The sequence below is a fragment of the Actinomadura nitritigenes genome, from assembly GCF_017573545.1.
Lineage (GTDB): Bacteria > Actinomycetota > Actinomycetes > Streptosporangiales > Streptosporangiaceae > Spirillospora > Spirillospora nitritigenes.
On sequence record NZ_JAGEOK010000011.1, the window covers coordinates 151,323 to 171,154 of the forward strand.

Annotated in this window: 21 protein-coding genes; 14 read left to right on the plus strand and 7 right to left on the minus strand. The window is 73.3% G+C overall.

All coding sequences use genetic code 11. The features are described 5' to 3' along the window. The first annotated feature begins 6 nt into the window (after nt 1-6). From sufC to J4557_RS18760, 5 genes are all read left to right on the plus strand, one after another. On the plus strand, nt 7-774 hold the full coding sequence (gene sufC / locus J4557_RS18740; RefSeq protein WP_208268006.1) for a Fe-S cluster assembly ATPase SufC: 768 nt from the start codon (nt 7-9) through the stop codon (nt 772-774). Further along, nucleotides 771-2,054, plus strand: a complete 1,284-nt coding sequence (locus J4557_RS18745; protein ID WP_208268007.1) for a cysteine desulfurase — start codon at nt 771-773, stop codon at nt 2,052-2,054. Before sufC ends, J4557_RS18745 begins: the two co-directional genes overlap by 4 nt. A gap of 62 nt (nt 2,055-2,116) precedes the next feature. Continuing rightward, nucleotides 2,117-2,575, plus strand: coding sequence for a Fe-S cluster assembly sulfur transfer protein SufU (sufU, locus tag J4557_RS18750; RefSeq protein WP_208268008.1), 459 nt, complete (start codon nt 2,117-2,119; stop codon nt 2,573-2,575). After that, complete coding sequence (locus J4557_RS18755; protein ID WP_208268009.1) at nt 2,572-2,946, plus strand: metal-sulfur cluster assembly factor; 375 nt, start codon at nt 2,572-2,574, stop codon at nt 2,944-2,946. Before sufU ends, J4557_RS18755 begins: the two co-directional genes overlap by 4 nt. Before the next feature lie 80 nt (nt 2,947-3,026). Beyond that, nucleotides 3,027-3,812 carry a class I SAM-dependent methyltransferase gene (locus J4557_RS18760; RefSeq protein ID WP_208268010.1) on the plus strand — a complete coding sequence of 262 codons (786 nt, stop codon included), beginning with the start codon at nt 3,027-3,029 and terminating at the stop codon, nt 3,810-3,812. Here J4557_RS18760 and J4557_RS18765 read toward each other — a convergent pair. Together J4557_RS18765 and J4557_RS18770 are read right to left on the minus strand one after the other, a co-directional pair. Next, on the minus strand, nt 3,778-4,353 hold the full coding sequence (locus J4557_RS18765; protein ID WP_208268011.1) for a hypothetical protein: 576 nt from the start codon (nt 4,351-4,353) through the stop codon (nt 3,778-3,780). The genes J4557_RS18760 and J4557_RS18765 overlap by 35 nt on opposite strands. A gap of 4 nt (nt 4,354-4,357) precedes the next feature. Beyond that, nucleotides 4,358-4,543, minus strand: coding sequence for a hypothetical protein (locus J4557_RS18770; protein ID WP_208268012.1), 186 nt, complete (start codon nt 4,541-4,543; stop codon nt 4,358-4,360). A gap of 158 nt (nt 4,544-4,701) precedes the next feature. Here J4557_RS18770 and J4557_RS18775 point away from each other — a divergent pair, with 158 nt between their 5' ends. Together J4557_RS18775 and J4557_RS18780 are read left to right on the plus strand one after the other, a co-directional pair. Then, nucleotides 4,702-5,898: a sensor histidine kinase gene (locus tag J4557_RS18775; protein WP_208268013.1), complete on the plus strand. Its 1,197-nt coding sequence runs from the start codon at nt 4,702-4,704 to the stop codon at nt 5,896-5,898. Between the two features lie 28 nt (nt 5,899-5,926). Further along, nucleotides 5,927-6,637 carry a response regulator gene (locus J4557_RS18780; protein WP_208268014.1) on the plus strand — a complete coding sequence of 237 codons (711 nt, stop codon included), beginning with the start codon at nt 5,927-5,929 and terminating at the stop codon, nt 6,635-6,637. A 55-nt stretch (nt 6,638-6,692) separates the two neighbouring features. Here the strand turns inward: J4557_RS18780 and J4557_RS18785 are convergent, their stop codons facing one another. Together J4557_RS18785 and J4557_RS18790 are read right to left on the minus strand one after the other, a co-directional pair. After that, on the minus strand, nt 6,693-7,823 hold the full coding sequence (locus J4557_RS18785) for an EAL domain-containing protein (RefSeq protein ID WP_307799969.1): 1,131 nt from the start codon (nt 7,821-7,823) through the stop codon (nt 6,693-6,695). 104 nt (nt 7,824-7,927) lie between these two features. Beyond that, nucleotides 7,928-8,323 (minus strand): ABC transporter permease, encoded by a 396-nt coding sequence (locus tag J4557_RS18790; protein WP_190856390.1) that lies wholly within the window; start codon nt 8,321-8,323, stop codon nt 7,928-7,930. Nucleotides 8,324-8,474: 151 nt separating this feature from the next. Here J4557_RS18790 and J4557_RS18795 point away from each other — a divergent pair, with 151 nt between their 5' ends. From J4557_RS18795 to J4557_RS18805, 3 genes are read left to right on the plus strand one after another with little or no spacing between them, the layout of a single operon-like run. Continuing rightward, entirely contained in the window at nt 8,475-9,113 is a 639-nt protein-coding gene (locus J4557_RS18795; RefSeq protein WP_307799971.1) for an AIM24 family protein, read from the plus strand. Further along, nucleotides 9,113-9,766, plus strand: a complete 654-nt coding sequence (locus J4557_RS18800) for an AIM24 family protein (protein WP_208268015.1) — start codon at nt 9,113-9,115, stop codon at nt 9,764-9,766. Before J4557_RS18795 ends, J4557_RS18800 begins: the two co-directional genes overlap by 1 nt. 3 nt (nt 9,767-9,769) lie before the next feature. Further along, nucleotides 9,770-10,531 (plus strand): AIM24 family protein, encoded by a 762-nt coding sequence (locus J4557_RS18805; protein ID WP_208268016.1) that lies wholly within the window; start codon nt 9,770-9,772, stop codon nt 10,529-10,531. Between the two features lie 35 nt (nt 10,532-10,566). Here J4557_RS18805 and J4557_RS18810 read toward each other — a convergent pair whose 3' ends face one another. Beyond that, complete coding sequence (locus J4557_RS18810) at nt 10,567-11,361, minus strand: VOC family protein (protein WP_208268017.1); 795 nt, start codon at nt 11,359-11,361, stop codon at nt 10,567-10,569. Between the two features lie 267 nt (nt 11,362-11,628). On the opposite strand from J4557_RS18810, the gene J4557_RS18815 reads away from it, so the two are divergent. From J4557_RS18815 to J4557_RS18825, 3 genes are all read left to right on the plus strand, one after another. Beyond that, the gene (locus tag J4557_RS18815; protein ID WP_208268018.1) at nt 11,629-13,227 is read left to right on the plus strand and encodes an ABC-F family ATP-binding cassette domain-containing protein; all 1,599 of its coding nucleotides are present in this window, start codon (nt 11,629-11,631) and stop codon (nt 13,225-13,227) included. A gap of 116 nt (nt 13,228-13,343) precedes the next feature. Beyond that, nucleotides 13,344-13,556, plus strand: a complete 213-nt coding sequence (locus J4557_RS18820; RefSeq protein ID WP_021596738.1) for a helix-turn-helix domain-containing protein — start codon at nt 13,344-13,346, stop codon at nt 13,554-13,556. Nucleotides 13,557-13,752: 196 nt separating this feature from the next. Then, the gene (locus J4557_RS18825) at nt 13,753-14,559 is read left to right on the plus strand and encodes an enoyl-CoA hydratase/isomerase family protein (protein ID WP_208268019.1); all 807 of its coding nucleotides are present in this window, start codon (nt 13,753-13,755) and stop codon (nt 14,557-14,559) included. A 109-nt stretch (nt 14,560-14,668) separates the two neighbouring features. Here the strand turns inward: J4557_RS18825 and J4557_RS18830 are convergent, their stop codons facing one another. Continuing rightward, nucleotides 14,669-16,588: a Xaa-Pro dipeptidyl-peptidase gene (locus J4557_RS18830; protein WP_208268020.1), complete on the minus strand. Its 1,920-nt coding sequence runs from the start codon at nt 16,586-16,588 to the stop codon at nt 14,669-14,671. A 246-nt stretch (nt 16,589-16,834) separates the two neighbouring features. Between J4557_RS18830 and J4557_RS18835 the strand changes: the two genes are divergently transcribed. Further along, nucleotides 16,835-18,802 carry an ABC transporter ATP-binding protein gene (locus tag J4557_RS18835; protein ID WP_372442502.1) on the plus strand — a complete coding sequence of 656 codons (1,968 nt, stop codon included), beginning with the start codon at nt 16,835-16,837 and terminating at the stop codon, nt 18,800-18,802. Between the two features lie 21 nt (nt 18,803-18,823). On the opposite strand, the gene J4557_RS18840 is transcribed toward J4557_RS18835, so the two are convergent. Further along, the gene (locus tag J4557_RS18840; RefSeq protein WP_208268021.1) at nt 18,824-19,807 is read right to left on the minus strand and encodes a sulfotransferase family protein; all 984 of its coding nucleotides are present in this window, start codon (nt 19,805-19,807) and stop codon (nt 18,824-18,826) included. Nucleotides 19,808-19,832: the final 25 nt, after the last annotated feature.

Sequence of the window (19,832 nt, forward strand, 5' to 3'; positions counted from 1 at the left end):
ACCACCATGGCCACGCTTGAGATCCGCGACCTCCACGTCTCCGTCGCCGACGGGTCCGACGGGACGAAGGAGATCCTGCGCGGGGTCGACCTGACCGTCAAGGCCGGCGAGACCCACGCGCTCATGGGGCCGAACGGCTCCGGCAAGTCCACGCTCGCCTACGCCGTCGCCGGCCACCCGAAGTACGAGGTGACCTCCGGCACGGTCACGCTGGACGGCGAGGACGTGCTCGGCATGTCCGTCGACGAGCGCGCCCGCGCCGGGCTGTTCCTGGCGATGCAGTACCCGGTCGAGGTCCCCGGGGTGTCGGTGTCGAACTTCCTGCGCTCGGCGGTCACCGCGGTGCGGGGCGAGGCGCCGAAGCTGCGCGAGTTCTCCAAGGAGATGAAGCAGGCGATGGACGAGCTGTCCATCGACCCGGCGTTCGCGCAGCGCAGCCTGAACGAGGGCTTCTCCGGCGGCGAGAAGAAGCGGCACGAGATCCTCCAGCTGGAGATGCTCAAGCCGAAGGTCGCCGTGCTGGACGAGACCGACTCCGGCCTGGACGTCGACGCGCTGAAGGTCGTCTCCGAGGGCGTCAACCGGTTCTCCGCCGGCGGCGAGACCGGCGTGCTGCTGATCACGCACTACACCCGCATCCTGCGGTACGTGAAGCCGGACTTCGTGCACGTGTTCGCGGCCGGCCGCGTCGTCGCCGAGGGCGGGCCCGAGCTGGCCGACCAGCTCGAGAACGAGGGCTACGAGAAGTACGTCAAGGCGGAGGCGGCCCTATGACGCTTCTGTCCGAGGGGGCGCTGCTCCCCGAGGAGCTCAAGAAGGACTTCCCGCTGCTGCGGCGCACCGTCCGCGGCGGGCGCCCGCTCGTGTACCTGGACTCCGGCGCGACGTCGCAGAAGCCGACACGGGTGCTGGACGCCGAGCGCGAGTTCTACGAGCGGCACAACGCGGCGCCGCACCGCGGGGCGCACCTGCTCGCCGAGGAGGCCACCGAGGCGTACGAGAACGCCCGCGCGTCGATCGCCCGTTTCATCGGCGCGACGCCCGGCGAGATCGTGTTCACCAAGAACGCCACCGAGGGCATCAACCTGGTGGCGTACGCGATGAGCAACGCCGCCACGGCGGGCCCCGAGGCCGAGCGGTTCAAGGTCGGCCCCGGCGACGAGATCGTGGTCTCGGAGATGGAGCACCACGCCAACCTCGTCCCGTGGCAGCAGCTGTGCCAGCGGACGGGCGCGACCCTGCGCTGGTTCGGCATCACCGACGAGGGCCGCCTCGACCTGGAGAACCTGGACGAGCTGGTCAACGAGCGCACGAAGATCGTCGCGCTGACGCACCAGTCGAACGTCCTCGGAACGGTCCCGCCGATCAAGCTGATCGCCGAGCGGGCGCACGCCGTCGGCGCGCTCGTCCTGCTGGACGGCGCGCAGTCGGTTCCGCACCAGCCGGTGGACGTCACCGAGCTGGGCGCCGACTTCCTGGCGTTCTCGGGGCACAAGATGCTCGGCCCGACCGGCATCGGCGTGCTGTGGGGGCGGTCGGAGCTGCTGGAGGCGATGCCGCCGTTCATCACCGGCGGTTCCATGATCGAGGTCGTGCACATGGAGGCGACCACCTTCATGCCGCCGCCGCAGCGGTTCGAGGCCGGCGTGCCGATGACCGCGCAGGCGATCGGGCTCGGCGCGGCCTGCGAGTACCTCGCCGAGATCGGCATGGACCGCGTCCACGCCCACGAGGAGGCGCTGGTCGCCCGCTCGCTGGAGCGGCTCGGCGAGATCCCCGGTGTCCGGATCATCGGGCCGGGCACCACCGAGGCGCGCGGCGGGGCCGTGTCGTTCACCGTCGAGGACATCCACCCGCACGACGTCGGCCAGGTGCTGGACGACCTGGGCGTCGAGGTGCGCGTCGGGCACCACTGCGCGTGGCCGATCTGCCGCCGGTTCGGCATCCCGGCCACGACCCGCGCGACGTTCTACCTCTACAACACCCTGTCGGACATCGACGCGCTCGCCGACGGGGTCAGGCAGGCGCAGAAGTTCTTCGGGACCGTCTCCTGACGGCCGCAGGAACAGCCCGCGCCGGGGCCGGGTTGTAGCGAGAAAGGCTTGGAAAGGACGCCATGCAGCTGGAGGCGATGTACCAGGAGGTCATCCTGGACCACTACCGCAACCCCCTGCACAAGGGGCTGCGGGAGCCGTACGAGGGCGAGGCGCACCACGTCAACCCGACCTGCGGGGACGAGGTGACGCTCCGCGTCCATCTGGACGGCGACGGCCAGGACGCCACGGTGGCGGACGTCTCCTACGACGCCATGGGCTGCTCGATCAGCCAGGCCAGCGCGTCGGTGATGTCCGACCTGATCATCGGCAAGTCCGTGAAGGAGGCCATGGCGGTCGGCGAGGAGTTCCTGGCGCTGATGCAGTCGCGCGGCCAGGACGTCGAGCCGAACGAGGACGTCCTCGAGGACGCCGTCGCCTTCGCCGGGGTGTCGAAGTACCCCGCCAGGATCAAGTGCGCCCTGCTCGCCTGGATGGCGTGGAAGGACGCGACCGCCCGCGCACTCGGAGAGGCATCATGAGCGACACCGCACCGGAGGAGACCCCCGCGACCGCGGAGGAGACCCCCGCGACCGCCGCGGTCGGCACCGTCCCCGACGAGGAGATCCTCGAGGCGCTGAAGGACGTCGTCGACCCCGAGCTCGGCATCAACGTGGTCGACCTCGGCCTGGTGTACGGGGTGAACCTCGCCGACGAGGTCGTCACCCTGGACATGACCCTCACCAGCGCCGCCTGCCCGCTCACGGACGTGATCGAGGACCAGGCGCACAGCGCGCTGGAGGGCCTGGTCAAGGACGTCAAGATCAACTGGGTCTGGCTGCCGCCGTGGGGCCCGGACAAGATCACCGACGAGGGCCGCGACCAGCTCCGCGCCCTCGGCTTCAACGTCTGACACCGGGCCGCCGCGAGGCCGCGCCTCCCCGCCGGGGGCGCGGCCTCACGCATGCCCGGCCGCGTCTAGGGTGAGGCGATGTGAAGGACGCCTTCCCTGACAGCGATCCCGCGCTGGTGGCACGCAGGGCCTCGTCGTTCGGCGGGAGCGCGGCGGCGTACGCGCGGGAGCGGCCGGACTACCCCGACGCGGCGGTGCGGTGGGCCCTGGAGCCCGTGGCGGGCCGCGGGCCGCTGCGGGTGCTCGACCTGGCGGCCGGCACGGGCAAGCTGACGCAGGTGCTGCTCCGCAACGGCGTCGGCGCGGCGGACCTCGTGGCAGTGGAGCCCGACACGGCGATGCTGGACGAGCTGCGCCGCGAGGTGCCGGGAGTGCGGGCGCTGCGGGGCGGCGCGGAGGCGATCCCGCTGCCGGACGCCGCGGTCGACGCCGTGCTGGTGGGGCAGGCGATGCACTGGTTCGACCTGGACCGGGCGCTGCCGGAGATCCACCGGGTGCTGGCCGCGGGCGGGGTGCTCGCGGGCCTGTGGAACACCGACGACGACCGGGTCCCGTGGGTCGCGGAGCTGAAGCGGGTCTCCCGCAGCACCGTCTCGTTCCGGCGGTGGCAGCCGAAGGACCTGCCCGGGACCCGGTGGTTCCCGGTGTTCGAGCGGGCGGAGTTCCCGCACGCGCAGCGCCGCACGGCCGAGTCGATGGCGGCGACGATCGGGACGCACTCGCACATGCTCGTGCTCGACGACGCCGAGCGGGCGGAGGTGACCGAGCGGATCGTCGCGTTCCTGCGGGCGACGCCGGAGACCGCCGAGGGCGAGTTCGACCTGCCGATCGTCACCTTGGCCGCGCGCGCTCTGCGGGCGGACTAGCCGCGCCGTCCTTCGGCCTGGACGGCCACAGCGTGTGGGTGATCGGCCACAGCGACCAGACCGCGAGGACCAGCCCGAGACGGGCCGTCCAGCCGGTGAGTGCGGCGGTCCGGTCGGGGTCGCCGACGAGCGCGATCATCGCCAGCAGCAGCGCGCAGCCGATCGCCGTCGCGATGGCGGCCTTGCCGAACTCCACCCATTCGTAGCGGGCGCGCGCCCAGCCGTACCGGGGCTTGCGCCGGGGCGGCGGCCCGCCGGCGAAGCGGTGCGCGAACCGCTCGTCGGCCCACCGGACCATGCCGTGCCCGAACGCGGCCGAGTAGCCGAGGTAGGCCGCCGCGAGGCCGTGGGCGAAGCCCGCGGTCGCGCCCCCGCGCAGGTCGGCGACCGTGGCGATGAGGAGGACGAGGTCGACCAGCGGGACGCCCACCAGGAGCGCCGCGCCGGTCCTGCGCATCCGCAGCGGGTAGCGGGCGACCAGGCCCGCCGCGAGGACGGCCCAGAAGCCGATCTCGCAGGCGGCGATGACACCGGCGAGCACGGCGTCACCGGTCCCGGGAGAGGGCCGCGCCGGCGGCGGTGGCGAGCGGCCCGGCGAGGCCGACGCCGGGCCTGGAGAGCGGCTGGCGGCCCTCCGCCCACGTCATCGGCCCGATGTTCTCGCCGTCCGTGCAGTGGTGCACGACCGAGATGACGCCGGCGGCGGCGACGGTGACCCCGATGGTCCGCATGGTGCGTCCCCCTTCCTTGCGCTACCCCTCGATGGTCGGCCCGCGCGGGAGGGCGAGGCGTCGTCGCCGATGAGGTTCTCGGGGTCCTCCGAAGGATGTACACGGTGCCCTCAGTGAGATGGACGCGGCGGGCCCCGGCGGGATGCTGAGATGGACGCGTGCTCGCCAGGCTCCGCCGCCTCACCACGCCCCAGGACGCTCTCATCACCGCCGGGGCGCTGACGGCCGGGCTGGTGCTGCTGGCGGCGCACGGATACAGCACCTGGACGGACCACTGGCCGCCGACCGGGCTCCGGCTGCTGCCGCTGGCCGGGCTGTGCGGGGCGATGCTGCTGCGGCGGACGGCCCCGCTCACCGCGCTGGCGATCTCCACCCCGTTCAACTTCCTCGACGTGGCGTTCGGCCCGTCCATCGCCACTGCGATGATCTACGGGGACGCGCTGTACGCGGCGAGCCTGTACGGGCGGCCGCGGCGGACGGCGGAGGGGCTGCTCGCCGCGACCGCCGGCGCGACCGTCGCGGTCCTGGCGGTGACCGGCGCGCTGGCGCGCGACCTCGCGCTCGGCGTGGTGGCCGGGGCGCTCGCGGCGGCGGTGTGGGTGACGCCGGTGCTGACCGCGATGCTCGTCCGGGAGCACCGGTCCCGGGCGGAGGCGGAGCGGCAGCGCGCCCGGCAGGTCGCGCGGCTCGCCGAGATGGACCGGCGCGCCGCCGTCGGCGCCGAGCGCGCCCGGATGGCGCGCGAGCTGCACGACGTGATCGCCAACCATCTGAGCGCCGTCGCGCTGCACTCCTCGGCGGTGCTGAAGGTCCGCGACCTGGACCGGGAGGGCCTGGACCGGGCGATGACGGTGATCCGGGAGAACAGCGTGCAGGGGCTGGCGGAGATGCGGCGGATGATCGGGCTGCTGCGCGAGGGCGGCCCGGACGGCGCCGACCCGGCGGAGGCGCCGCGGCTGGCCGACCTCGGCCGGCTCGTCGACCGGACGGCCCGCCCGGACCTGACGGCGCGGCTGCGCGCGGCCGGCGGGCTCCCCGAACTGCCCGCGCCGGTCGAGCTGGCGGCCTACCGGATCGTCCAGGAGTCGCTGACCAACGCGCTCAAGCACGCCGGGCCGGGCAAGGCCGAGGTGTCGGTCGGGTACGCGCGGGGACGGGTGGTGATCGACGTGCTCAGCCCCCTCGGGGACGGCGCGGGGCTGCCGGGGTCGGGCAGCGGCCTGATCGGGATGCGGGAGCGGGCGGCGATCCTCGGCGGTGAGTTCTCCGCCGGGCCGGACGGCGGGCGCTGGCTGGTCCACGCCGAGCTGCCGGTGGACGGAGAGCCCGCACGCGGCCGGGAGGGCTCCTCATGATCGGGCCGGCGGTGAGCGGGGTGGCGCGGTGATCGAGGTGCTGGTGGCGGACGACCAGGCGGCCGTGCGGGCCGGGCTGGTGCTGATCCTCGGCGCGGCGCCGGACGTGCGGGTGGTCGGCGAGGCCGCCGACGGGGAACGGGCCGTCGGGCTGGCCCGGGAGCTGCGCCCCGACGTGGTGCTGATGGACGTGCGGATGCCGCGCCTGGACGGGATCAGCGCCACCCGGCAGATCGCCGGGTTCGCGGACGTGCTGGTGCTGACCACGTTCGATCTGGACGAGTACGTGTTCGGGGCGCTGCGGGCGGGCGCGGCGGGGTTCCTGCTGAAGGACGTGGACGCCGACCGGCTGGTGGAGGCGGTGCGGACCGTGGCGGCCGGGGACGGGATCATCGCGCCGCAGGTGACGCGGCGGCTGATCGGCGCGTTCGCGGCCCGGCCGGAGCCGCCGTCGCCCGGTCCGGCGGGGGTGGCGGAGCTGACGCCGCGGGAGCGGGAGGTGCTGGGCTGCCTCGGGGAGGGGCTGTCGAACGGGGAGATCGCGCGGCGGCTGTCGATGGCGGAGACGACCACCAAGACGCACGTCAGCCGCATTCTGGGGAAGCTCGGGCTGCGCAGCCGGGTCCAGGCCGCCATCCTCGCGCAGGAGCTGGCCGCCTCCGGCCTCACGGCCTCGTCCGCGGACGCCGCGGCCCCGGACGCGCCCGGATCCGGCAGCGGGGATCTCAGCGCGGGCTGAGCCCCGCCTCGCCGCTGCTGCGGGTCAGTACGGCCACCGGACGGGAGGCCGCGGATCAGGGTGACAGGCTGCGGATCAGGTCGGCGACGCGGACGATCCCCAGGCAGCGGCCCAGCTCGTCGACCACGACCAGGTCGTCGTAGACGCGCTCGTCCTCCTGGCCCGCCGCGCGCAGCGCCGCGACGGCCGGGACGGTCCGCGGGACCGGGCGCGGCGGGTCGGCCAGCCGGGCGGCGGGCCGGTGGGCGTGCAGCGCGTGGCCGTAGGCGCCGGACAGCCGCAGCAGGAAGCGCGTCCGGTCCACGGTGGCGCGCGGCCGCTGCCGCTCGTCCACCAGGACGATGCTGGTGATGCCCGTCTCGGCGTTCAGCGCGTCCAGCACCTCGTCGGCGGTCGCGGTGTGCGGCATCGTGACGCCGGGGAGCGTGAACTCCGAGACGCGGGGGCCGAGGTCGGGGCGCTCGCGGGGGTCCGGGGCGCCGCGCGCCGCGACGGGGACGGTGACCGGCATGCCGGGCCGCCACTCCGGCGGCGCCAGCGCCGGCCCCTGGACCAGCCGCACCCCGAGTTCGCGCAGGTGCAGCACCTGGTCGCCGGTCTCCAGGCCGGGCGCGAGCACGTGGGTCTCGAGCCGGTGCGCCAGCTCGACGAGGCTCGCCACCAGCGCGGAGCGGCGCGGTTCCGCGGGCGCCCGGCGGGCCAGCACGGGATCGAGCTTGAGCAGGTAGGACGCGCCGTCGACGAGCAGGTCGAGCGGGGCGTGCGCGGCGCCCACGCCGCCGAGCCCGACCAGGTACCCGGCCCGGCGCAGCCCGGACAGCGCGGCGGTGACGGGGGCGCGCTGCGCCGGCGGGAAGCCCCCGGTGACGCAGATGATGATCTCCTGCGGGCGGCGCCCGGCCCCGGCGAACCCCTGGTGCAGCTCCGCCAGCACCGGGTCGCCGAAGGCGAGGGTCTCGGCGCGCAGGCCGATCTGCAGCGGCAGGGGCGTGCGGAGGTCCGCCGCGGCGCGGGCCGCCTCGGCGGCGCGCCGCAGATCCTCGGACACGGGGTCGACCCGCGGCGGGAGCCCGGTGGCGGGGGGCGGCCCCGCGTGCGCCTCCACGGCGACGACGGTCCCGGTGCCGAGATCGACGACCGGATGGAACACCGCCCTCGCCGGGACCAGGACATCTACGGCTGACACAGCGGCATCATGTCGCCCCGAAGCGCCCGGAACCACCGTTGTCAGGAGAAGTTAACGCACAGTTCGCGCAGGTCGCGCTGTGGATCTTGACCCGGGCCGGGCCGTCACAGCCCGCGGCCGCCGACCATGGCCGACAGCGCGTAGGTGACCCCGGCGACGGCCGCCAGCCAGACGTAGGCGGTGATGTCGCCGCCGCGCAGCGCCTGCACGACGAGCCCGCCGATCACGGCGACCGTCAGCACGTCGCCGGTCATCGCGGCGGCGCGCAGATGGGTGCGGGCGCGGTGGCCGGAGCCGAAGCCCTCGCTGAGCGGCAGCGCGGGCTCGTTGCGCCGGAAGGCCAGGTAGCCGGCGTACCCGGCGAGGGCGGCGAGCGCGATGAGGGCGGTGCCGTCGCGTCCGTCGGCGGCGAGCACGGCGCCGACCACCACCCCGGCACCGAGGACGAGCCCGGGTACGGCCCACCGGCTGAGGCTGCGGCGTTCGGGAGCGATCCACATGAGCGACATCCTCTCCGATCGCGGGCGCACGGGACCGGCAACGCGCCGGTTCCGCCGCGATGAGGCCCGGCCGCGTGCTCCCGACCCCGGGCGGGCGCATCCGCGCCGATGCCCGGACCGCGCGGGGTTCCGGCCGGTATCTTGTCGCATCGTGGCGCAATTTCGACTGAACGGCTCCAAGATGCTGGCCGTCGATCTCGCCGGGGAGACGATCCGGGCGCTGAACGGCGCCATGGTCGCCTACGAGGGGCGGATGGCGTTCAAACGGGAGGGGATGACCGGGGGAGAGGGCCTGCGCGGCGCGCTCAAGCGCAAGATCGCCGGCGAGGGCATGACGCTCATGGAGGTCACCGGCGAGGGCACCGTGTACCTCGCGAGCGAGGCGGCGGAGGTGACGCTCGTCCAGCTGACCGGCGACACCCTGTTCGTGGAGTCGGAAAGCCTCCTCGCGCTGGAGGGCGGGCTGCGCACCGGCGTGCAGTTCGTGGGCCTGCGCGGCATGGGGACCGGGCAGGGCCTCGCCACGACCAAGGTGGAGGGGCACGGCACGGTCGCGATCGTGTCCGACGGGCCCGCGATCGCCCTGGAGGTGACGCCCGAGACGCCGCTGTCGGTCGACCCGCACGCCTACGTCGGGCACCACGGGCAGCTGCGCCAGGACGTCGTCACCGACGTCAACTGGCGGACCGTCATCGGCCACGGGTCGGGAGAGAGCGTCCAGTTCCGGTACCAGGGGCACGGCCTGGTCTACGTCCAGCCGGCCGAGCGCGGCGGAATCCTGGAGATCTGATGCCCGGCTACCAGAAGATCACCTCCAAGATGCTCCAGGTGCCGGTCGGCCCCGGGCGGGAGGTCTACAGCAGGCGCGGCGCGATGCTCGCCTACACCGGGTCGGTGGCGTTCGCCCCGTCCACCACGGCGGGGCAGAGCATCGGCGGCGCCATCGGACGCGCCGTCGCGGGCGAGCGCAGCGCGATGATGCACGTGACCGGGCAGGGCGAGGTCATGTTCGGGCACGCCGGGCTGCACGTGTCCGTCGTCGACCTCGGCGGCGGCGACACCCTGTACGTCGAGGCCGACCGGCTCCTCGTGCACGACGCGTCACTGCAGGTCGGGACCATGTTCATGGGCGAGCAGGGCGGCGTTCGCGGCATCGTGCGGGGCGCCGTCACCGGGCAGGGGCTGTTCACCACCACGCTGACCGGCCAGGGCTCGTGCGCGCTGCTCTCGCACGGCGGCGTCATGGAGCTGCCGATCGGCCCGCAGCGCCCCGTCCACGTCGATCCGCAGGCGTACGTGGCCCACCGGGGCCAGGTGCAGAACCGGCTCACCACGGCGGTGGGGCTGCGCGACCTCATCGGACGCGGCTCCGGCGAGGGCTTCCAGCTCGAGCTGAGCGGCTCCGGCGTCGTCTACGTCCAGGCCAGCGAGAGGAAGATCTGACCCGTGAGCAGCTTCGGCACGCGGACCTGGAACGCCGCCACCCTCCCGGTGAACGACAACGTCAACCCCTACGCCTTCAGCGTCGACCTCGACGGCCAGTGGTTCGCGCAGAAGGGCAAGATGATCGCCTACTACGGGCAGATCAGGTTCGAGGCGCTGTCGTCCGGGCCGCTGGACGCGCTGGTCGCGCGCACCTTCAACTCGCCGCTGTACGCCCAGGACTGGATCGTCGCGCAGGGGCGGGGCAAGCTCGTCCTCGCCGACCGCGGGTTCGACGTGAACTCCTTCGACCTCGACGACGGCAACCTCACCGTCCGCGCCGGGAACCTGCTGGCGTTCCAGCCCGGCCTGGAGCTCAAGCAGTCGATCATCCCGGGGTTCCTGACCCTGATCGGGACGGGCCGGTTCGTGGCCGCCTCCAACGGGCCGGTGCACTTCGTCGAGCCGCCGGTCCGGGTGGACCCGCAGGCGCTGCTGGGCTGGGCGGACTGCCCGTCGCCCTGCCACCACTACGACCACTCCTACATGCGCGGCGCGTTCGGGGCGGCCCGGATGGTCTTCGGGATCGGCGGATCGTCGGGGGAGGAGCACCAGTTCGACTTCACCGGCCAGGGCACGGTGCTGATGCAGTCGTCGGAGGTCGTGATGAACGAGGACGTGCTGCTGCGCGACCTCGAAGGCCAGATCGGCATGGTCGGCACGTCGGGGCTGCAACGGCTCCAGCAGACGATCAGCCGGCGGCTGTCCGCCGAGCGGCAGGGCTGACGCAGGGGCCCGGCCGCCCGGGCCCCCGCGCGCGGTCATCCCTGCTCGGGGGCGGGCTTCATCACGTGGAACGGCACCCCGAACGGGTCCCGTACGGCCGCGGACCGGCCGTACGGGCTGTCGGCCGGCCCCGAGTCGACCGTGCCGCCGCCCGCGGTGACCTTCCGGACCGCCTCGTCCGCGTCCGCCACCGCGAAGTAGGTCATCCACGTCGGCACGGCGGTCCGGCCGTTGCCGAGCACCATGTCCGCCCCGCCGAGGATCCCGCCGACGTAGCGCCCGTCGGAGGCGCGCCGCAGGACGGTGTAGTCCATGTCGCCCGGCATCGGCTCGAGCTCGTAGCCGAACACCGCCTGGTAGAAGTCGCCCGCGGCGTTGGAGTCAGGGGTGACCAGCTCGTTCCAGACGAACGAGCCGGGCTCGTTCACGATCGCCGAGCCGTGGTGCTCCCGCCCCTGCCACAGCCCGAACTGCCCGCCCTGCGGGTCCCTGACGATCGCCATGCGGCCGATCGACATCACGTCCATGGGCGGCATGACCACCTCGCCCCCCGCGTCCGCGGCGCGCTTGGCGAGCCCGTCGCAGTCGTCCGCGGCGAAGTAGACGGTCCACCAGTACTCGTCCGGCGCGTCGTCGGGGTTCCGCATCATCCCGGCGACCGGCGCTCCGCGCAGCGTGCACTGGTTGTAGTGGCCCGCCTCCGGCCCCGCGTCCTCGAACTGCCAGCCGAGGAGCGTCCCGTAGAACGTCTTGGCCCGCTCGAGGTCCGGAACGCCGATGTCCAGCCAGTTCGGCGTCCCGTCCGGCAGGTTGCCCGTGACCTGGGTCATCCGACTCACACTCCTTCGTTCCGGGGCCGCCGGCCCCGGCGTCCGCCGCCGCCCGCCGTACTCCCATCCTGGCCCGCGGCGCGGCGTTCACACATCCGCCGGCCCCGATCGGCATGGCCGGGAGCCGCTTCCGTGTCACGTACACTGTGATGATGGTTTCGCTCCCGAGTTGACAGGCCGCCCAGCGCGCCCCGGTCGGATGGACCGCGCGGCGCGCTGTTTCGTGCGCCTGCCCATCGAGCCGTCCGTCAGGGGAGCCCTGTCACTGTGATCATCGCGAAAGACATCGAGCTGCGCGCCGGGTCCCGGCTGCTGATCGAGTCCGCCTCGTTCCGGGTCAACCCCGGCGACCGGGTCGGGCTGGTCGGCCGCAACGGCGCGGGCAAGACCACCCTCACCAAGGTGCTGGCCGGGGAGTCGATCCCCGCGCAGGGCGGCGTCACGTCGTCGGGCACCATCGGCTACCTCCCGCAGGACCCGCGCGGCGTCGACCTCGACGAGCTGGCCCGCGACCGCATCCTGTCGGCGCGCGGGCTGGACGAGGTCGTCCGCAAGCTGCGCGCCGCCGAGGAGGCGATGGCCACCGCGACCGGCGAGGAGCGCGACAAGGCGGTCCGCCGGTACGGCCGGCTCGAGGAGCGGCTGCACGTGCTCGGCGGCTACTCCGCCGAGGCCGAGGCGGCCTCGATCGCCTCCAGCCTCGGGCTCCCGGACCGGGTGCTGGGGCAGCCGCTCGGCACCCTGTCGGGCGGGCAGCGGCGCCGCGTCGAGCTGGCGCGCATCCTGTTCTCGGGCGCCGACACGCTCCTGCTGGACGAGCCGACCAACCACCTGGACGCCGACTCGATCGTCTGGCTGCGCGACTTCCTGAAGTCGCACCAGGGCGGCCTGGTCGTGATCAGCCACGACGTCGACCTGCTCGACGTGGTGGTCAACCGGGTCTTCCACCTGGACGCGAACCGCAGCGTGATCGACATCTACAACGTCGGCTGGAAGAAGTACCTCGACCAGCGGGAGACCGACGAGCGGCGGCGCAGGCGCGAGACGGCCAACGCGCAGCGGCAGGCGTCGGCGCTGCTGTCGCAGGCCGACAAGATGCGCGCGAAGGCGACCAAGGCCAAGGCGGCGCAGCAGATGGACCGGCGGGCCCGGCAGCTGCTCGCCGGTGTCGAGGGGGAGCGGCAGGCCGACAAGGTGGCCAAAATTCGCTTCCCGGACCCGGCACCTTGTGGCAAAACCCCCCTTACCGCCGAAGGTTTGTCGAAATCGTACGGATCTTTGGAGATTTTCACCGACGTGGACCTGGCCATCGACCGGGGCAGCCGCGTCGTCGTGCTGGGCCTGAACGGAGCGGGCAAGACCACCCTTCTGCGCATGCTGGCAGGGGTGGACAAGCCCGACACCGGAACCGTCGTGGCGGGGCACGGGCTGCGGATCGGCTATTACGCCCAGGAGCACGAGACGCTCGACGTGGAGCGGTCGGTGCTGGAGAACATGCAGTCGGCCGCGCCCGGTCTCGCGCCCGTCGAGGTGCGCAAGATCCTGGGCTCGTTCCTGTTCTCCGGCGACGACGTCGACAAGCCCGCGGGCGTGCTGTCCGGCGGCGAGAAGACCCGGCTGGCACTGGCGATGCTGGTGGTGTCCAGCGCCAACGTCCTGCTGCTGGACGAGCCCACCAACAACCTCGATCCGGCCAGCCGCGAGGAGATCCTCGGGGCGCTGCGCACCTTCGCCGGGGCCATCGTCCTGGTGACCCACGATGAGGGTGCGGTGGGCGCGCTGCGGCCGGAAAGAGTGATTTTGCTGCCCGATGGTGTCGAAGACATCTGGAGTGACGAGTTTGCCGATCTGGTGGCACTTGCGTGACCTGCAGGGTGCCTTCCGCAGATCTTTTCTGGCCGAGTGGGTAGCCGAACGCGCGGGAATGACTGATCATGGCGGGGGATAACGCAGCGGTCACCACATCACTACGGGAGGTACTCGTGGCCGAGACCCTCAAGAAGGGCACCCGCGTGACCGGTGCCGAGCGCGACAAGCTGGCGGCGGACCTCAAGAAGAGGTACGACTCCGGCGAGAGCATCCGCGCCCTGGCAGCCGCCACCGGCCGCTCGTACGGCTTCATCCACCGGATCCTGACGGAGTCGGGAGTCAACCTGCGCGGTCGCGGCGGCGCGACCCGGGGCAAGAAGTCCTGACCGGACGAACGTTCCGAACGGACGCGGGTCCACCACGGCCCGAGGTCCGGGACGGACGACTTCCCCCGGATGAGCGCACCGCCTGATCCGCCGCCGCGGCCCACCGAGTAGGGTTCGGTCGCGGCGGCGGGAGGTCGGGTCCCGCCCCGTGGACGGCGGGGCGGGCCCGCCGCGCTCGTCGGAAGGGGAAGTGTCGATGGCGGAAGCGAACGCCGGGGCCGGGACGGCCACCGCGGCCGGGCCGGCCGAGGAGGTACTGGCCGAGGCCGGGCTGCGGCTGGAGGTCGACGGGGCGGTCGCGACCGTCACGCTGAACCGGCCGGAGCGGCGCAACGCCATGACGTTCGCCACCTGGCGCGGCCTGGCGGCGATCGGCCGGTCGCTGCCGGAGGGCGTGCGGGTGGTCGTGCTGCGCGGCGCCGGCCCCTCGTTCTCGGCGGGCATCGACCTGTCGATGTTCTCCGGCGAGGGAGAGGGCTTCGCCGACGGCTCCGACGCCGCGGCGACCGACCGCTTCATCGCCGAGCTGCAGGAGGGGTACACCTGGCTGCGGCGCCCCGAGATCGTCACCGTCGCGGCGGTGCACGGGCACGCCATCGGCGGCGGGTTCCAGCTCGCCCTGGCCTGCGACATCCGCGTCGCCGCCGACGACGTCAGGTTCTGCATGAAGGAGCCTGCCCTCGGGCTCGTCCCCGACCTCACCGGCACCAAGCCGCTGGTGGAGATCGTCGGCATCGGGCGCGCGCTGGAGCTGTGCCTGACGGCCCGGACCGTGCACGCCGAGGAGGCGGCCCGGCTCGGCCTCGCCGAGATCGTCGTGCCGCGCGACGGCCTGGACGCCGCGGTCGCCGAGCTCGTCGCGTCCCTCCTCGCGGTGAACCCGGGCGCCGCGGTGGCCACCAAGCGGCTGCTGTGGGAGGCCCCGCAGAACACCCTGGAGCAGCAGTGCGCCGCCGAGCGCCGCGAGCAGATCGGCCGCCTGCGCGAGCTCTTCGGCAAGTGACCCGTACACCCACGTCGCACGCGCCCCGCTCCCGTCGTCGTTGACGTGCGGCGAGTCGTCGCCATGGCCGAGCCATGACGACGGCTCGCCGCACGCCGCCGCGGAGTGGTCAGCCGAGCGCCTCGCGGCCGCCTCGGGCGAGCGGGAGGTCGATGCGGCTGACGCCCGTCCTCGTCGTGACGACGGTTCCGGCGGGGTAGCGCAGCGTGTAGTCGTGGTCGGTGGACAGCAGGATCACGCCGAGCCGGTGACCGGCCTTGACGGTGTAGTCGGTCGGCTGCAGGTCCCACCGGAACGCGTAGGCGCGTCCCGGTGCGATCGGGTCGGTGCGGCTGAAGCTCTTCCGGTTCCGCGCGTCCAGCCAGCTCCGCGTGATGATCTTGTACGGTGCGGTCTGCATGGCGAGGGCCTGCCGGGTGGTGCAGCCCTCGTCGCCCGGGACGCTCTGCCCGTAGCAGACCTTCTGCCCGGTGTCGACGCGGGCGCCGGTCGGCCGGCTGTCGGTGCCGTAGTCGACCAGCAGCGCCGTCAGGTAGGGCGACCGGCCGTCCAGGGACGCGCGCAGCGACATCGACGGGGTGCCGTCGATGCGGAGCGGGCGGTCCAGCGTTCCGGTGAGGTAGGCGAGCCGGTTCGGGTCGGCGCGGCCCTCGTTCGCCAGCAGGTCCTCGGCGGTGCGGGTCTTGCCCGCGTCGGTGAACGACTGCGCGGCGCCCGCCCCGGCCCGCAGGTCGAGCGTGCCGGGCTGACCGGCCTGGCCCGCGTCCAGATGGACGGGAACGGTGCGGGTCCCCGGCACGGGCCAGTCCTTCGCGGTCTCCCACGTCCCGTCCGCGTGCTCGATGTCGACGCGCGGCTCCTTGTCGATCCCGTTGCGGATCCCGTACAGGTAGCGGTCGAACCAGTGGAGCGTCTGCCGCAGCCACTCCTCGACGCGCCAGCGGAACGGCGTGGAGTGGTTGCCCTGGTGCAGCCACAGCTTGCGGGGCACGCCCGCCTTCTTCAGCGCGTCCCACCACTGGACGGAGTTCTTGAGCTTCACGTTCCAGTCGTTGAGCCCGTGCACCACCATGACGGCCGCGTGCACGTTCCGCGCCTGGCCGACGTAGTCGCGCTCGGCCCAGACCTTGCCGTAGTCGCCGGTCTCGCGGTCCTGGGTCGCCTCGATCTGATCGATGACCTTCTGGCAGACCTCGGGGTCCTTGCGGGTCAGCACGGCCTTCGCCAGCACGTCCAGGTCCTCGCCCTGGTAGCCGCCGGGCGCGACGACGCCGCCGCCCGCGCGGTAGTAGTCGTACCAGCTGCTGATCCCGGCGATCGGGACGATGGCCTTCAGGCCCTCGACGCCGGACGCCGCGGCCATGTTCGGCAGCGTCCCGTCGTAGGACTGGCCGATCATGCCGACGTTCCCCGTGGACCAGGTGGCGGCGACCGGCGTGCCGTCCGGCGCCCAGCCGCGGGCGCGGCCGTTCAGCCAGTCGACGGCGGCCTTGGCGCCGGCCTGCTCGCTGCGGTCCCCGGATGTCGGGCAGCCGGTGGAGCCGCCCGTCCCGATGCTGTCGAGGTCCGCGACGGCGTACCCGCGCGGCAGGAAGTAGTTGTCGTAGTAGCCGGGGAACATCTCGGCGAGGTTCCGCTGGGTGGTCGTCAGCGCGCGGGCCCGCGCGTCGCCGATGTCCACCGGGTGGTTCGGGACGTCGTTGATGCCGGCCCAGTACGGGCTCGGCTCCATGATCGTCGGGACCTTGAGGCCGGCGGTGTCGGTCTCCTTCGGCCGCATGATCCGCAGCTGGACGCGGTCGCGCACGCCGTCGTGGTCGCTGTCGGCGGTGGTCTCGATGTTCACGGTCTGGGTGACGGCGTCGGCGCGGGAGAACACCGGCTGCGTCTCGCCGCCGGCGACGGTCAGGCGGTGCGGCGAGGCGACGGGCGCGGATCTCGCGGACGCGGACGCGGCGGGCAGTGCGGTGACGAGCAGCGCGGCGGCGGCCAGTGCGGCGGCACCCGCGCCCGCTCGTGGCGGGCGCATGCGCGGGCGCCGTGGTGAGCGCTGGGACACAGGGGCTCCTGGGGGGTGAGAGCCTGAAGTTGTTGATCACATTAACCACCGGTTCGGGCGGGAAGTCCAGAGCCGTTACGCCGTGAGCGGAGCCGGGAAGCGCGGCGGCCGGGCGCGCGTTGTCCCGGCGGCATACTGAGATGCTTACTTGATTACGTTCCAGCGCGCCCTCGCTCCCGCCGGGCGCGCGGCGACCCCTCGGAGGCAGTAGTGGGCATGCCGGGAATGCCGGGCAACGGCTGGCAGGTGATGGCCTCGTTCCGGCGTGACGAGTCGGTCACGCAGCAGCGGCTCAAGCCCGGCACGATCAAGCGGATCGCGGGCTACGCCCGCCCCTACTCCCGCGACCTGGTCCTGTTCCTCGGCCTGAACGCGCTCGCCGCGCTGGTCGTCGTCGCCAACCCGCTGCTGCTGAAGTCGATCATCGACCGGGGCATCCTGCACCACCGGCAGGACCTGGTGATCTGGCTGGCGGCCGCGGTGGCCGGGCTCGCCCTGATGGACGCGGTGCTCGGGCTCGCGCAGCGCTGGTACTCCGCGCGCATCGGCGAGGGCCTGATCTACGACCTGCGCAGCGAGGTGTTCGGGCACGTCCAGCGCCAGCCCGTCGCGTTCTTCATGCGGGCGCAGACCGGGTCCCTCGTCAGCCGGCTCAACAACGACGTCATCGGGGCGCAGCGGGCGCTCACCACGACGCTGTCGTCGGTCGTCTCCAACGTGATCAGCCTGGTCCTGGTGCTGGTCACGATGATGATCCTGTCGTGGCAGGTGACGGTGATCGCCCTGCTGCTGCTCCCGGTGTTCATCCTGCCGGCCAAGTGGGTCGGCAAGCGGCTGTCGCGGATCAGCCGCGAGCAGATGGTGCTGGACGCCGAGATGAGCTCGCTCATGACCGAGCGGTTCAACGTCGCCGGCGCCATGCTCGCCAAGCTCTACGGCCGCCCCGCCGAGGAGGAGGAGAACTTCTCCGGGCGCGCCGCCCGGGTCCGCGACATCGGGGTCGTCTCCGCCATGTACGGGCGGGTGTTCTTCACCGGCCTCACGCTCGTCGCCTCGCTCGCGACCGCGATGGTCTACGGCGTCGGCGGCTACCTGGTCGTGGACGGCAACTTCCAGCTCGGCACGCTCGTCGCCCTCGCCACCCTGCTCACCCGGATGTACGGGCCGCTCACCGCGCTGTCCAACGTCCACGTGGACGTCATGACGGCGCTCGTCAGCTTCGACCGGGTCTTCGAGGTGCTCGACCTCAAGCCGCTGATCCGCGACCGCGAGGGCGCCCGGACGCTGGCGGAGGCGCGCGAGGCCGGAACGGCCGAGCCGGCCGGGTCCAACGGCGACGGCGCCGCCCGGCGGGGCGCCCCGGCGATCCGCTTCGAGCACGTCAGGTTCGCCTACCCGTCCGCCGACGAGGTGTCGCTGGCGTCGCTGGAGTCGATCGCCCGCACCGACCACGCCCCCGGCAAGGAGGTGCTGCACGACGTCGACTTCACCGCCGAGCCCGGGCAGCTCGTCGCGCTGGTCGGCCCGTCCGGCGCCGGGAAGTCGACCATCACGCACCTGGTGTCGAGGCTGTACGACGTGTCGGACGGCGCGGTGCGGATCGGCGGCGCGGACGTCCGCGACCTCACCCTCGACTCGCTGCGCGCCGAGGTCGGCGTGGTCAGCCAGGACGCCCACCTGTTCCACGACACGATCCGCGAGAACATGCGCTACGCCCGCCCGGAGGCCACCGACGAGGAGATCCTCGCCGCGCTGGACGCCGCGCAGATCGGCCGGCTGGTCGCGGGCATGCCCGAGGGCCTCGACACCGTCGTCGGGGACCGCGGCTACCGGCTGTCGGGCGGCGAGAAGCAGCGGCTGGCCATCGCGCGGCTGCTGCTGAAGGCGCCGTCGGTGGTGGTGCTGGACGAGGCGACCGCGCACCTGGACTCCGAGTCGGAGGCCGCCGTCCAGGAGGCGCTGCGGACGGCGCTGGCCGGCCGGACCTCGCTGGTGATCGCGCACCGGCTGTCCACGATCCGGGAGGCCGACCAGATCCTGGTGATCGAGGAGGGCCGCGTGGCCGAGCGCGGCCGGCACGAGGAGCTGCTGCTGGAGGGCGGGCTGTACGCCGAGCTGTACCGGACCCAGTTCTCCCACCAGAAGGACGAGGAGTGGGCGACCGAGCCGCTGGGCGCCGAGTAGCGGAACAGTGGAACGCGGCGCTCAGGCGTCCGTGCTGAGCCGGTAGCCGAGGCGCTGCAACTCGGTGCCCGCGACCTTCTCGACCTGCGTGAGCTGGCGGGGCGTCAGGCGGTCCCGCCAGGCGCCGACGGCGGGCTCGGCGCCGGCCGGGTCCGGCCCGGTGCGCCCCCCGGCCCGGACGAGGCCGGACAGGGTCGTCCTCGACAGGTCCGCGTCCAGGTACCGCGACATCTCGGCGGCGACCCGGCGGGGCCGGGCGACCAGGTCCTCGTAGCGGACGGTGAACAGCTGCTCCTCGGGCACCTGCAGCCGCAGCCGCGCGCTGAGGCGGACCGAGCCGCGCCAGCGCAGCGCGCACTTCACCGCCGCCGCCGCGCGCGGCCAGCGGTTGCGGTCGGTGTGGTCCTCCACCCCGAGGAACGGGTTCGGGAACACGGTGTCGAGGTTGGCCAGGCCCGGTTTGAACCAGGCCAGGCACCGGTCGTCGGCGAGCATGTCGGCGACCGCGTCCCGGCCGTCCCGGATCACCTGGACGAGCTGGGCGTCGGGGAAGGCGTCCAGCAGCACGTCGGCGCTGTAGATCAGGTCGGGGGAGGCGTCGGCGTACCGGGCGATGCCCCGCGGCTGCACGCACGGCCCCTCGACGTCGCCCTCGTGCACGGGCCGGTCGCGCAGCACCGCGGGGCGCGGCGGCAGCCCGGCCAGCTCCCGGCACTCGTCCGGGCACTCCGCGCAGGCCCGCGCGGAGATCTGCCAGGCCTCGGCGTAGGCGTCGCGGATCACCCGGGCGGCCCCCGTGCCGCGCTCGCTGGCGATGGCGGGCCGGCGGGCGAAGGCGTAGATCACGCGGAGCACGCCGGGACGCCCGGTGGTGAGATGGAACCCGGCGGACCGCTTGACCGCGCGCGCGAGGAGATCGGCACCCGAGTGCGGCGCGCCCAGGATGAAGACCGGGCGGTGGACCTTGGTGCCGTTGATCACCAGGATGTGCGGCGTCGACCTCATACCCGGCCAAGTTTGTCACCTTTTG

Coding starts and splice junctions, on each gene's coding strand:
- sufC (WP_208268006.1), top strand. CDS start 7: ATGGCCACGCTTGAGATCCGCGACCTCCACGTCTCCGTCGCCGACGGG.
- J4557_RS18745 (WP_208268007.1), top strand. CDS start 771: ATGACGCTTCTGTCCGAGGGGGCGCTGCTCCCCGAGGAGCTCAAGAAG.
- sufU (WP_208268008.1), top strand. CDS start 2,117: ATGCAGCTGGAGGCGATGTACCAGGAGGTCATCCTGGACCACTACCGC.
- J4557_RS18755 (WP_208268009.1), top strand. CDS start 2,572: ATGAGCGACACCGCACCGGAGGAGACCCCCGCGACCGCGGAGGAGACC.
- J4557_RS18770 (WP_208268012.1), bottom strand. CDS start 4,543: ATGCGGACCATCGGGGTCACCGTCGCCGCCGCCGGCGTCATCTCGGTC.
- J4557_RS18790 (WP_190856390.1), bottom strand. CDS start 8,323: ATGTGGATCGCTCCCGAACGCCGCAGCCTCAGCCGGTGGGCCGTACCC.
- J4557_RS18800 (WP_208268015.1), top strand. CDS start 9,113: ATGCCCGGCTACCAGAAGATCACCTCCAAGATGCTCCAGGTGCCGGTC.
- J4557_RS18810 (WP_208268017.1), bottom strand. CDS start 11,361: ATGACCCAGGTCACGGGCAACCTGCCGGACGGGACGCCGAACTGGCTG.
- J4557_RS18825 (WP_208268019.1), top strand. CDS start 13,753: ATGGCGGAAGCGAACGCCGGGGCCGGGACGGCCACCGCGGCCGGGCCG.
- J4557_RS18830 (WP_208268020.1), bottom strand. CDS start 16,588: ATGCGCCCGCCACGAGCGGGCGCGGGTGCCGCCGCACTGGCCGCCGCC.
- J4557_RS18835 (WP_372442502.1), top strand. CDS start 16,835: ATGCCGGGAATGCCGGGCAACGGCTGGCAGGTGATGGCCTCGTTCCGG.
- J4557_RS18840 (WP_208268021.1), bottom strand. CDS start 19,807: ATGAGGTCGACGCCGCACATCCTGGTGATCAACGGCACCAAGGTCCAC.